Here is a 13,108-nt window from a genome sequence, read left to right on the forward strand (position 1 = left end):
ATCCTGTTCGTCCCCATCGTCGGGATCCCGCTGTTCCTCATGCTCGGCAGCCCCTACATCAATCGGCGTCGGGCACGCATTCAGGCGCAGGCCGATGAGCTCATGCACGAGGGTGCCGACGACCTGCCCGACGTGCCCCCGTCGCTGCAGACTGCCCCCGGGTTCGTGTCGATCGCTCAGCTGGGGCGCAGGCTCACGGCTCTGCCGATGGTCACCGGCGACAGCCACGGTGTCACCAGCGACTACGAGGCCAGCATCAAGCGGATGTCAGAACTCGTCGATGAGGCGCGCGAATACGTGCACGTCGAGATCTACATCATGGCCTGGGATTCGACGACCGACGTCTTCTTCCGCGCACTCGAACGTGCCGCTGACCGGGGTGTGAAGGTCAGGGTCCTCTTCGACCACATCGGCTCGCGGAAGTATCCGGGATTCCACCGCCTCGGCAAGCGTCTGACCAAGGGCGGAATCGACTGGCACCTCATGCTGCCCTTCATCCCTTGGCGTGGGAAGGCCCGGCGCATTGACCTGCGCAACCACCGCAAGCTCCTCGTCGTCGACGGGAAGAAGGCGATGATGGGGTCCCAGAACATGATCGACTCCTCGTACCTGAAGAAGTCGAACGTGAAGATCGGCCGGGCCTGGCACGACATCATGGTCGAACTCTCCGGGCCCATCGTCGCCGCCGTCGAGGCCGTGTTCGCCACCGACTGGTACACCGAATGCGATGAGGCCTTGGGGATCAGGACCTATGATCGTGATGCCTACCTACCGGACGTGGGTGGGCAGACGAGCGCCATGCAGCTCGTTCCCTCGGGCCCGGGCTTCACCACCGAACCCAACCTCAAAGTCTTCACCTCGCTGATATACCTGGCGCAGAAGCGTCTGGCGATCGTCAGCCCGTACTTCGTGCCCGACGAGTCCCTGTTGGCCGCCGTCGTCACCGCCGCCGAGCGCGGCGTCGACGTCGAACTCTACGTCAGCGAACAGGCCGACCAGTTCATGGTCGACTTCGCCCAGGCCTCGTACTACCGGTCGCTGCTGGAAGTCGGAGTGCGGATCTTCCGCTACCCGAAGCCGCAGGTCCTGCACACCAAGTGCCTCATCGTCGACGATGAGTACGCGGTGATGGGCTCGTCGAACCTGGACATGCGCTCATTCGGCCTCAACTACGAGATCAGCCTGCTCACGACAGGCGGTGACCTCGTCCACGACATCGCCGAGGTGGTCGCCGAGTACCAGGCCGAGAGCAGTGAGCTCTCCCTCGACGAATGGGAGCAGCGACCCTACATCCGCCGCTACCTGGAGTCAGTCATGCGCCTGACTTCGTCACTGCAGTGAGTCGAGTTCGCTGAGGCGAGTTGGCTCGGTGTCCCGCGGGGCGCCTCAGGCGGAGCCGGTGGCGTCGGGTCCCAGTGAATCCCGCTGATCGAGGGGGACGTCGAGGAGGTCATGGACTCCGTTGACGATCTCGTTGGGGCGGAAGGGGAAATGGCGCACATCCTCGGCGGTGGAGATGCCTGAGAGAACGAGCACCGTGTGCATGCCTGCCTCCATTCCCGCAATGATGTCGGTGTCCATTCGGTCGCCGATCATTGCGGTGCTCACCGAGTGCGCGCCGATCTGATTGAGTGCGGAGCGGAACATCATCGGGTTCGGCTTGCCCACGACATAGGGGTCACGGTTCGTGGCCTTCGTGATGAGGGCGGCGATGGCGCCGGTGGCAGGGAGGACACCTTCAGGGCTGGGGCCGGTGGCGTCGGGGTTGGTCACGATGAAGCGCGAACCGCCCTGGATGAGGCGGATCGCCTTGGTGATCGCCTCGAAGGAGTAGGAATGGGTTTCGCCGACGACGACGAAGTCCGGATCCTTCTCGGTCATGATGAACCCCGCCTCGTGGATGGCGGTGGTCAGTCCCGCCTCACCGACGACATAGGCGGTGCCGTGCTCGACCTGGTTCGACAGGAAGTCTGCGGTGGCCATCGCCGAGGTCCAGATCTTCGACTCGGGAACGTCGAGGCCGTTCGAGCGGAGCCGAGCAGAGAGGTCTCGGGCGGTGTAGATCGAATTGTTCGTCAGTACCAGGTAGGGAATGTCGGCCTGACGCCACTGCGCGAGGAGCTCGGCCGCGCCGGGCAGGGGATTGTTCTCCTTGACCAGGACACCGTCCATGTCGGTCAACCAGCATTCGATCGAGTCGCGGTCCATGTCTCTCCTGAAGATAGTCGGCGAGCCCTTACGGCTGTCTCCTAGCCTAGTCGGGTTTGAGCGAAAACCCTTGACAGCTCATCACACCGGCGTATTGTAGTAATCCCTTAATTAAGGAAGTGCTGAAATGAACTTGAATGCTCTGTTCGGTGCTCTGGCCGATCCGACCAGGCGGGCGATGGTCGATCGTCTGCGCGACGGTGACCTCAGCGCCGGAGACCTCGCCGAACCGCTGCCGATCAGCCGATCGGCGGTCTCACAGCATCTCAAGGTGCTCGAGGACGCGGGGCTGATCACCCGGGTCAAGAGCGCACAGCGACGAATCGTGCATCTCAACACTGGGCCGCTGTCGGCCGCAAACGAGTGGCTGATGGCAGCACACGAGGACTGGCAGCAGCGATTCGACAACCTCGACCAGGTATTGGCCGAGGAGAAATGATCGACTCAAGGAGGAGAATCATCATGAACCACAACAGCACAGCCGCCGACACCGCGCAGCCGACGACGGAGGAGCCCGGCTTCACCATCGTGAGAGACTTCGCCGCACCACGAGACCGTGTCTGGGAAGCCTGGACCAATCCCGATGTCATTGCCCGCTGGTTCCATCCGGAAACATTGGTCACGCCACGAGAGTCCGTCAGCGTCGACCTGCGCGTCGGCGGTCTCTACACCTACACCATGCGCATCGAGGAGACAGGACAGGAATTCCCCACCGCGGGCAAATACCTGGTAATCGACGCGCCTCACCGGCTCGACTTCACCTGGGGAAGTCCCGACGATGTCGACGACGCTCCGCAGGTCAGCGTCGTGTTCGAGGAGATCGATGCGAACACCACCCGGATGACGTTCGCTCTGACCGGCATTCCCAACGACTCCGGCTCCGACGCCAGCGCCTACGACGGCTGGAACTCCGCCTTCAACGTATTCGAGGCCGAGATCGCCAACTGAGATCGCCAACCGTGCTGCTCGGGTGAAATCGGCAGCTAAGCCGGCCGCAGGCAGTCAGGATCCCACGCAGGGACCCTGACTGCCTGCCGTCGGGCGGCAGACGATAAGCTCGCATCACGACAAGTGGTCAGAGACACACGTGACACAGAGGAGTGACGCATGAGTGAGCAGAAGGTCATCGAACAACGAGGTCTGTGGCTGGACGAGATGGAAGTCGGCGCGATCTACAAGCATGCACCGGGCCGGACCATCACCGAGGCGGACAACACCTGGTTCACCGCCGTGACCATGAATACGCAGGCCCTTCACCTCGACGCGGCCTTCGCAGCGACAGAGCCCTTCGGCCAGCGCCTCGTCAACTCGATGTTCACACTCTCCACCCTCATCGGCCTCTCGGTCACGCAGCTGACGCAGGGCACCATCGTCGGCAATCTCGGCTTCTCCGAGGTCGCCTTCCCGGCCCCGCTCTTCCATGGCGACACCCTGTATGCGGAGACGACGATCCTCGACAAACGCGCGTCGAAGTCCCGTCCCGGCCAGGGCATCGTGACCTTGGAACACCGCGGCTACAACCAGGACGGAACGCTCGTGGCCAAGGCCGTGCGCCAGACCATGATGTTCGACTCCAGCCACGCAGACACAGCGCCCGAGACAGGAAAGTGAGCACCACGATGACATTGGAATTCAAACCGGCCTGGCTCTTCGTCCCCGGTGACCGCCCCGACCGCTACACAAAGGCCGCCGAACGCTCCGACATCGTCATCCTCGATCTCGAGGACGCCGTCAACGACGGTGACAAAGCCGCTGCCCGCGAGTCGATCATCGACTACCCCTTGGACCCCACCCGTACGGTGGTGCGCATCAATGCTCGAGATTCGGACCACCTCGGCGAGGATCTGGCGATGCTGGCGAAGACCGCCTACACGGCCGTCATGCTGCCGAAGGCCGAGCACGCCTCCGACCTCACGGTCCTCGCCGACTACCAGGTCATCGCCCTGATCGAGACGGCACTGGGTGCCGTCAACGTCGCCGAGATCGCCGCCGCTGCCAACGCCTACGCACTGATGTGGGGATCCGAAGACCTCATCGCCGACCTCGGCGGGGGATCCTCGCGCACCGCTGATGGCAGCTACCGCGACGTGGCCAAACACGTGCGCAACTCGACCCTCTTGGCCGCCCGCGCCCACGGCAAGTTCGCCCTCGACTCGATCTGGGCCGACATCCCGAACCTCGAGGGCCTGGCTGAGGAGGCCGAGGACGCCGTCCAGTCCGGTTTCAGCGGCAAGGTCTCCATCCACCCCAACCACGTCCCCGTCGTCCGCGATGCCTTCCGCCCCAGCGAAGAGCAGCTGACCTGGGCGAAGGCCGTGCTCGAACTCGCGAAGTCCGAGAAGGGTGCGTTTGCCTACGAGGGCAAGATGATCGACGCACCGCTGCTCAAGCACGCCGAGCTCATCGTCGCCCGCGACGTCTGATTGAGCTGACAGCGTCATGCCCATGAACGATGCCGATGCCCACGTCGCCGCCCAGATCCGCGCCGTCCTCGCCGCCGCTGAAGCAGGCGGGGGAGTGGCCCCGATCGTCGAAGCCGGCGATCCGATCCTGCGGCAGACCACCCGTCCCTTCGACGGGCAGGTCGACGACGCGGAACTGGCCCAACTCGCCGAGGTGATGCGGGCAACCATGCTCGCCGCACCTGGCGTGGGGTTGGCCGGGCCGCAGGTGGGCATCGGTCTGTCGATGTTCGTCGCAGAGGATCCCGGCAGCCTCGACCCGGAGACCGCCGAGGTGCGACAGCGGTCCCCGATGCCCCTGCGCGTCGTCCTCAACGCCGAATACACCCCCGCCACCTCGGAGAACGTCGCCTTCTTCGAAGGCTGCCTGTCGATCCCCGGCTACCAGGCGGTCGTCGCCCGACCGCGCTCGATCGAGCTCACCGGCGTTGATCTCAACGGCACGCCCATCGCCGAGGTGGTCGCCGGATGGTCGGCACGCATCGTCGCCCACGAGACCGATCACCTCGACGGCATCATGTACCTCGACAAAGCAGAGATGCGATCCCTGTCGACGAACACCTCGGTGGCAAAATTCTGGAACCAACCCTCGACCCAGCAGGCGGCCAGCGAGCTCGGATTCACTCTGCCCAGTTCGATGCTCCTCTGAGACCGGAGAACTCGCCTTCCGGGGCGATTCCCATGATCGGCACAAGCAGCCATGTTTCGATTGACGCATGCATCTTCCCGATATCTCGCCTCGTCATCGCAGTCTTGTCCGTGCCATCGCCGTTGCCGGAACCAGTGCCCTCGCTCTGGTGCGCAGCCGTGACTTCGCGCCTGAACACGATCGTGCGGCACGCTTGGGCAATGCGGTTGCCAATGCGGGGCTGACCTGGATCGTTGGAACGAAGGCCTTCGCGGGACCGCTCGACGGTGAGTTCGACTTGGGTGCAGTGTGGGGGCCTGGCGAGGAGGACGAAGGACAAGCCGTCCGGTACTCGACGGTGGACCCGAGGGAGCAGGCGGAGAAGGCTCAGTCCTTTCGCAATCTCACCACCGCGTTTGCCTCCGGTGCCTTCAGCTGGGCACTGTGGCACCCGACCCAGAACTTCGCCGATACGATTGACGCCAAATTTCCTACCGGTTTCGGGCGAGGACTGGGCGCAGCGGCCAGCGGCACGTTCGTCGCCGCTTGTGCGGCCCTCCTCGACAAGTTCGAGGAGCACGACCAGATCGAGGACCTGGAGTACGCTCCGGTCGAGATCGAACTGCCGGAGCATATCCGCGGAGCAGTCAATCAGCTGCTCGCACAGCCGCATCCGGTCTCTGCCGAAGCCGCCGATACGGCGCGAGCACAGTTCAAATCCGCACGATTCTTCGTGTGGGTGACCTATTCGCGCACACAGCATCCGGGCGATGAACCCATCACCCTGGATGCGCGGCAGCTCGCCGAACTGCTGCGCGACGAGGATGTCTCGAACATCGACGTCTACCCAGAGGCGTCGTCCGCACTGATCGTCCCGGCACAGCAGACTTACCCCGTCGTCGGCACCCAGGACGCAGATGCGTCGGCGCGACTGGAGCTCACGCTCGACATCGTCGATGGTCGTCTCAGCAGTCTCAATCTCTTCGGCACCGATGCCGACTCACCGCCCCGGACGTCCGCCGAACTGTCGACTGCGGCGAAGTCAGGGACGCTGCATCCGCTCGGTCTCGGCGGTGACGGGGTCGGCTATTCGAGCAGTTTCGAGGTCGAGGATGAGGAATTCGACGACGGGCCACTGACTCTCGCCCAGTGGCCTGAGCCCAATCAGCTGACCTTCGTCGCTGACCGCACCAACTGCCACCACGAGCACCAGCAGCAGGCACCGGGTGCGGAAGCGGGAATAACTGGCACACATCATGGTTGTACGGAATATGAGTGAACTTCGTACCCTGACTCTGGGCGCCGGATGCTTCTGGTGCCTCGACGCCGTCTACCAGCGGACCACTGGAGTCACCTCGGTGATCTCCGGATACACCGGAGGCCATACGCCGAACCCGCACTACCGCGAAGTATGTTCCGGCACGTCTGGCCACGCCGAGGCGCTTCAGGTGACGTTCGATCCCGAGATCGTGCCCGAAAGCGTGATCCTGGGCCTCTTCTTCACCGGGCACGACCCCACGAGCCTCAACGCTCAGGGCTATGACGTCGGCACCCAGTACCGGTCGGCCATGTTCTACGCCGACGAGGAGGAGAAGGCGCGCTTCGAAGCCGCCATCGCCGAGGCACAGGGACTCTTCGAGGCTCCGATCGTCACGACCCTTGAGCCTTTGGGTGTCTTCCACACCGCCGAGGCTGTCCACCAGGACTTCTACACCGAGAACCGCAACAACGGGTACTGCCGTGTCATCATTGATCCGAAGCTGTCCCATGCACGGGAGGCGTTTGCGGAATGGGTGAGCTGAATGTCGAAGAAGGCGGGCAAGAAGAGGCGTCAGAAAGACGTCGGCGCCTGTGATGTGACGAGGGATCGCGTGCGCGCGCACTTCCTCGACGGCCAGACCGGCCCCTGGGCGAGGAAGCTGGGCGCAGAGCCGTCGGCGACGGACTCTGCGCCATCGACCGACGCTGAGGCTTCGGCATCCTCTTCATCAGAGACAGCGGCGTCGGCGGCGTCCCGTCCGGTGGGCCCGGACTATTCTGTGCCGAGTTCGATCGACATCGTCGCTGACCCCGTTCTGCACGCGATCTCCACTCGTCGGTCCATCTCGAAGCTCGGTCCGGAGACTCCCAACGACGCCGATCTGCGAGAACTCATCCATGCAGTCTCCTCGGTCGCCGACCACAAAGGGCTCAAGCCCTGGCGGTTCATCATCATCCGCGGACACGATCGGAACCGCCTCGGCGAGGCCCTCGACGAAGCAGGAAACGTCCAGCGCAAGACCGGTGAGATCAACGAGAAGCCGCTGCGGGCAGAACTCCTCTTGGCCCTCGTCGCCTCCCCACAGGACAACCCGAAGGTCCCCGAATGGGAACAGCACGCCACGGCCGCCGGGGCAGGTCACCTGCTCGAGCTTGCCCTGTGGCAGGCCGGCTGGGGCGTCATGTGGCGCAGCGGAAACCTCACCAACGAACCTGCCGTGCGCAGACTCCACCGACTGAAAGAGAGCGAACTGCTCATGGGCTGGCTCTACATCGGTGCGGTCCCCGAACGCTACCGACAGCGTCTGCCCAACAGCACTCGGCCGCTGCCGGACCCCGAGCAGTTCCTCGATACCCTGTGACAGACAACGATGACGCGCAGTTAGAACCGACTGCTTCCTCACGCAGACTCCCGAAGGAGATCTACGTCCTCGTCGCCGCGGCCTTCATCGTGGCGTTGGGCTACGGCATCATCGCCCCTGTGCTTCCGCAGTTCGCCGCGAGCTTCAACTTCGGAGTCACCGCCGCCACGATCGTCGTCTCCTCCTTCGCCTTCTTCCGGTTCGTCTTCTCACCCTCCTCCGGTCGCCTCGTCGACGCCTTCGGAGAACGCCGCATCTACATCTCCGGCCTCCTCATCGTCGCCGCCTCCACCGCGGCCGTCGCCTTCGCCCAAAGCTACTGGCAGCTGCTCGTCTTCCGCGGACTGGGTGGAATCGGGTCCACGATGTTCACCGTCTCCGCCATGGCCCTGATCATCCGGTTGGCACCGATCGACGCGAGAGCCAAGGCCTCGAGCACCTATGCCACGGCCTTCCTCGTCGGCAATATCGCCGGCCCCGTCCTCGGCGGAGCGATGGCCGGGTGGGGCATGCGCATCCCCTTCATCATCTACGCCGTCGGTCTCCTCATCGCCGCCATCGTGGTGCGCATCTTCCTCGCCTCCACTGCCTCGGAAGGCTCCTCGACCAAACTCGGTCGCGCTCGCCTGGAGGCGACGAAGGACGAGACGCAGATGGAGGTGATGACGTTCAAACAGGCGTGGGCCGACTCTGCCTACCGCGCTGCTCTGATCTCCGCGTTCGTCCAGGGCTGGTCGGCCATGGGCATCCGTGTGGCCATCTACCCGCTCTTCGCCATCCAAGCGCTGCGGGCAGACACCGCGGTCGCCGGTCTGGCGCTGACCATGTTCGCGATCGGCAACGCCTCAGCAGTCACCGTCGTCGGCAGATTCGCCGACACCTATGGGCGCAAACCCTTCATCCAATGGGGGCTGCTCGTCCTCGGTGTGAGCACCTCCGCCCTGGCGTTCACCGACTCGATCTGGCTGTTCTTCATCCTCTCCGTCGTCGCCGGCATCGGTTCGGGGCTGGCCAACCCCGCTCAGCAGGCCACGGTCGCCGATGTCATCGGCCGCGATCGCAAGGGCGGCCGTGTCCTGGCGAAGTATCAGATGGCCCTCGATGCGGGAGCCATCCTCGGACCCATCATCGCCGGAGTCGTCGTCGATCACTTCGACTACTCCTGGGCGTTCATGCTCACCGGAATCCTCGGTATCTTGGCCGCTGCCTACTGGTTCACAGGTCGTGAAACCCGGCCCCGCGTGGTGCGCAAAGCAGAGCAGAACGAGCGGATCGACGACGATCTGAGCTGAGTCTCACGGCACGCGTACACGCTGCTTATCAGCGCGCGGGTAATCAGTTCGTCTGCACAGGTACACGCTGCTCGTCGGCACGCAGGCACTCAGGGTCTGCTCACGTGATTTGGATAGTGTGAATCACTAGTATTGGTTCACGGAGCACCATCCCCCTGCAGTCGATCTCTGCGGGTGCACACCGACTAGAGAGTCACCACGTGAGTTTTCTGACCCGTTTGAGTCTGCGAAATCGTGCGCTCATTGCGCTCATTTCCGTCGTCGCCATCATCTTCGGCATCATCGGGGCGGGAGCTCTCAAACAGGAGCTCTTCCCCTCCCTCGAAAACCCCCAAGCCACGGTCACCTCCTCGTACGAGGGCGCAACCCCGGAGGCCGTCGAACAAGAGGTCACCGACCCCCTGGAAGGTGCGCTGACGGCGCTGCCAGAGGTCGAGGACATGACTTCGACGTCCTCGGCGGGCAGTTCCTCGATCACCGTGAGCACCAAGTACGGCGAGGACTCCGACGACGTCGTCAAGTCCCTCCAACGCGCGGTTTCGCAGGTCCAGGCCACGCTGCCCGAGGGTGTCGAACCCACCGTGAATACGGCCGGAACCGATGACATTCCCGTCCTCGCGCTGTCCGTGACCTCGGACGCCGATGAGGACAAGCTCGCCGCCAACCTCGAGGACATCGCCGAACCCGAGCTGAAGAAGGTCGACGGCGTCTCTCAGGTCATGATCGCCGGTGCGAAGACCAAACAGGTCGAGGTCACGATCCGTCGTGACGACCTCGAAGACGAGGGAGCCAACCTCGACGAGATCGCCGGCATTCTCCAGTCCAACGGCATCCCCACCTCGGCGGGCGAGCTGAAGAGCGATGAGGGCACGGCACCGGTCGAGGTCGGAACCCGCATCCGCTCCGTTGATGCCATCAAGGATCTCGTCATCAGCGGCAAGGACGACCCGATCAAGCTCTCCGACGTCGCCGACGTCAAGATCGAGAACCAGCCCGTCGAATCGATTTCGCGCACCAACGGCCAGCCCTCGCTGTCGGTGTCGATCATGAAGGAATCCGACGCCAACACCGTCGACGTCTCCGCTGCCGTGTCCGAGAAGCTGCCCGAACTCGAGAAGTCGATGGGGGACAACACCGAGTTCGTCTCCGCCTTCGATCAGGCACCATTCATCGAACAGTCGATCCACGATCTGCTCGTCGAAGGCGGACTGGGACTGTTCTTCGCGGTCCTCGTCATCCTCGTGTTCCTGCTCTCGGTCCGCGCCACCATCATCACAGCGATCTCGATCCCGCTGTCTCTGCTCATCGCCATGGTCGGTCTGTGGATGGGCGGGGAGACCCTGAACATGCTGACCCTGGGTGCGCTGACGATCTCGGTCGGACGCGTCGTCGACGACTCGATCGTCGTCATCGAAGCCATCCGACGACGGCACGCCTCGGGCGGTGAGAAGTTCGCGAACATCCTTGCCGCCGTCTCCGAAGTCTCCGGCGCCATCACCGCATCGACCCTGACGACCGTTGCCGTGTTCCTGCCGCTGGCCTTCGTCTCCGGCCAGACCGGCGAGATGTTCCGCCCCTTCGCCCTGACCGCGACCATCGCCCTGCTCTCGAGCCTGTTCGTGGCACTGACCATTGTGCCCGTCCTCGCCTACTGGTTCCTGCGGCAACGTGAGGCCAAGGTCAAGCTCACCCGCGCGGAGAAGAAGGAGATCCGGCGCAGCCGCAAGGGGATGCTCTCCGAATGGCGCAGCGAGAAGAAGGCCGCAAAGAAGGCCTCCAAGAAGCAGGACATCCTCACCGCCGGCCGTCACGATGAGCCGAGCACCGAGGCGACCACTGCCGGTGCCGCCACCGCCTCGGCGGAGCCCCACTACGGTGCTACCGATGAGGAAGCAGGCGAGGTCGATGAGCTTGCCGGCATGCATTCTCCGGTGACACGGCTGCAGAAGACCTACATGCCGGTCATCTCGTTCTCCACCAAACATCCTGTCGTGATGATCCTGGTCGCCGTCCTCCTCCTCATCGGGACGGGAGCGATGGTCCCGCAGCTGAAGACCGAGCTCTTCGGCGATACCGGTCAGGACAGTCTGCAGGTCTCGCAGACCTTCGACCCCGGCACCGATCTCGATGAGGCCTCGCAGCAGGCCGAGCCGGTCGAGAAGATCCTCGAGGACAACAGCGACGTCGAGTCCTATCAGCTCTCCGTCGGTGGAAGCACCTTCGGGTTCACTGACGACTCGTCGATCACCGGCACCTACATCATCACCTCCAAGTCGGGAGTCTCGGCGCAGTCGATCTCCGACGAGCTGCAGAAGGAGTTCGACGATCTCAGCGACGTCGGGCAGGTCGAGGTGCAGAGCCAGAGCTCGACGCCCGGAGCCCAGACGATCGACGTCACCCTTTCGGCCTCGGATGTCAAAGAGCTCGACGACGCCACCAAGACCGTCACCGACAAGCTCGAAGGCGTTCCCGGGACTCAGTCGGTGACCAGCGACCTCGAAGCCGTCCAGCCCGTCATCGAGGTCAAGGTCGATCATGAGAAGGCCGCCGAGGAGAACCTCACGGAGGCCTCGATCGGTCAGTACGTGCAGCGGGCGATGCACGGCCAGAACATCGGCGAAGTCGTCATCGACAACGTCTCTCACTCGGTGCTCCTCTTCGACCGCAACGCCGACACAGTCGATGAACTGCGCGACCTCAAGATCCCCGGCAAACCGGAGGAGACGGCGCCCGCTGGTGGCGCTGCCGGTGCCGCTGGTGGAGCAGACGGTGGTGCCGGAGCTGCGGGCGGTGCCGGTGGAGCCGAAGGCGGCGCGGATGCGTCCGGCGGTGCTGGTGGTGCCGGTGGAGCCGGTGCCGGTGGTGACGCTGGCGCGGCCGGTGATCCGGGCGCCATGGCAGGTGCTCCGGCGCTGACGTCTGAGCCTCGGTTCATCGAACTCAGTGACGTCGCCGAGGTGAAAGAGGTCAAGACCGCACCGACGATCCGTCACACGGACTCGCAGCGTTCGACCACGGTATCGGTGACCCCTGCAGGCGATGACCTGGGAACGGTGTCGGCCGATGTGCAGTCGGCACTCAACGACGTTGATATCCCCGACTCGGTCAGCGTCGACACCGGCGGTGCCACGCAGGAGCAGAACGAAGCGTTCTCCCAGCTGGGACTTGCGATGCTCGCCGCGATCCTCATCGTGTTCGTCATTATGGTCGCCACGTTCAAGTCGCTGCTGCAGCCGCTGATCCTGCTGGTCTCGATTCCGTTCGCGGCCACCGGCTCCATCGCGCTGTCGCTGCTGACTGACACTCCGCTGGGTCTGACCTCGATGATCGGTCTGCTGATGCTCATCGGCATCGTGGTCACCAACGCGATCGTGCTCATCGACCTGATCAACCACTTCAGGGCTCGAGGCGTTGATCTGCGGGCGGCGATCGTCCACGGTGCCCGGTTGCGTTATCGTCCGATCCTGATGACCGCGGCAGCCACGATCTTCGCGCTCGTGCCGATGGCGCTGGGTCTGACCGGCGGGGGAGTGTTCATCTCGAAGCCGCTGGCGATCGTCGTCATCGGCGGCCTCATCAGCTCGACCCTGCTCACGCTCATCCTCGTGCCCGTCCTCTACCTCCTGCTCGAAGGAGCCAAGGAACGACGAGCGGAGAAGAAGCACGTGAAGAACATGGCCCGTGGCCAGGTGCTCGACGTCGCCGAGGCGAGAGCCGGGGAGCGCACGGACACGACGCACCGCGCCGACTCAGGCAAGGAGAGGGAATCCACAGCCGAGGCGGGGTCAGTGGCCACGGCCGAGCCTACTGCCGGCGGCGAACAGGATGAGCGGGGCGAGGCGTCATCGTCGGCTTCGGACACCGCGGTTGAGCGTCCTGACCACGATGAGGGCCCCG

General features: G+C 64.1%; 12 protein-coding genes. 11 read left to right on the forward strand and 1 reads right to left on the reverse strand.

All coding sequences use genetic code 11. The features are described from left to right. Positions 1 to 1,341 (forward strand): phospholipase D-like domain-containing protein (locus L0G76_RS09730; RefSeq protein WP_304357080.1); only part of this gene is annotated, 1,341 nt, incomplete at its 5' end. A 45-nt stretch (positions 1,342 to 1,386) separates the two neighbouring features. On the opposite strand, the gene L0G76_RS09735 is transcribed toward L0G76_RS09730, so the two are convergent. Then, positions 1,387 to 2,208, reverse strand: a complete 822-nt coding sequence (locus tag L0G76_RS09735) for an HAD-IIA family hydrolase (protein ID WP_009883381.1) — start codon at positions 2,206 to 2,208, stop codon at positions 1,387 to 1,389. A gap of 127 nt (positions 2,209 to 2,335) precedes the next feature. Here L0G76_RS09735 and L0G76_RS09740 point away from each other — a divergent pair, with 127 nt between their 5' ends. From L0G76_RS09740 to L0G76_RS09785, 10 genes are all read left to right on the forward strand, one after another. Next, on the forward strand, positions 2,336 to 2,647 hold the full coding sequence (locus tag L0G76_RS09740) for an ArsR/SmtB family transcription factor (RefSeq protein ID WP_009883382.1): 312 nt from the start codon (positions 2,336 to 2,338) through the stop codon (positions 2,645 to 2,647). A gap of 23 nt (positions 2,648 to 2,670) precedes the next feature. After that, on the forward strand, positions 2,671 to 3,156 hold the full coding sequence (locus L0G76_RS09745; protein WP_069601286.1) for an SRPBCC family protein: 486 nt from the start codon (positions 2,671 to 2,673) through the stop codon (positions 3,154 to 3,156). A 159-nt stretch (positions 3,157 to 3,315) separates the two neighbouring features. Continuing rightward, entirely contained in the window at positions 3,316 to 3,819 is a 504-nt protein-coding gene (locus tag L0G76_RS09750; RefSeq protein ID WP_009883384.1) for a MaoC family dehydratase, read from the forward strand. 8 nt (positions 3,820 to 3,827) lie between these two features. After that, on the forward strand, positions 3,828 to 4,631 hold the full coding sequence (locus tag L0G76_RS09755) for an HpcH/HpaI aldolase/citrate lyase family protein (protein WP_096160400.1): 804 nt from the start codon (positions 3,828 to 3,830) through the stop codon (positions 4,629 to 4,631). Positions 4,632 to 4,653: 22 nt separating this feature from the next. Beyond that, complete coding sequence (locus tag L0G76_RS09760) at positions 4,654 to 5,319, forward strand: peptide deformylase (protein ID WP_009883386.1); 666 nt, start codon at positions 4,654 to 4,656, stop codon at positions 5,317 to 5,319. A gap of 67 nt (positions 5,320 to 5,386) precedes the next feature. Further along, positions 5,387 to 6,577, forward strand: a complete 1,191-nt coding sequence (locus L0G76_RS09765; RefSeq protein ID WP_069599670.1) for a hypothetical protein — start codon at positions 5,387 to 5,389, stop codon at positions 6,575 to 6,577. Continuing rightward, on the forward strand, positions 6,570 to 7,100 hold the full coding sequence (gene msrA / locus L0G76_RS09770) for a peptide-methionine (S)-S-oxide reductase MsrA (RefSeq protein ID WP_009883388.1): 531 nt from the start codon (positions 6,570 to 6,572) through the stop codon (positions 7,098 to 7,100). Before L0G76_RS09765 ends, msrA begins: the two co-directional genes overlap by 8 nt. Further along, positions 7,101 to 7,919: a nitroreductase family protein gene (locus L0G76_RS09775; RefSeq protein ID WP_180959243.1), complete on the forward strand. Its 819-nt coding sequence runs from the start codon at positions 7,101 to 7,103 to the stop codon at positions 7,917 to 7,919. Next, positions 7,916 to 9,211 (forward strand): MFS transporter, encoded by a 1,296-nt coding sequence (locus L0G76_RS09780; protein WP_009883390.1) that lies wholly within the window; start codon positions 7,916 to 7,918, stop codon positions 9,209 to 9,211. Before L0G76_RS09775 ends, L0G76_RS09780 begins: the two co-directional genes overlap by 4 nt. Before the next feature lie 200 nt (positions 9,212 to 9,411). Next, positions 9,412 to 13,108 (forward strand): efflux RND transporter permease subunit (locus L0G76_RS09785; protein WP_304357081.1); only part of this gene is annotated, 3,697 nt, incomplete at its 3' end.

This window comes from Brevibacterium picturae, assembly GCF_030453725.1.
Classification (GTDB): domain Bacteria; phylum Actinomycetota; class Actinomycetes; order Actinomycetales; family Brevibacteriaceae; genus Brevibacterium; species Brevibacterium sandarakinum_A.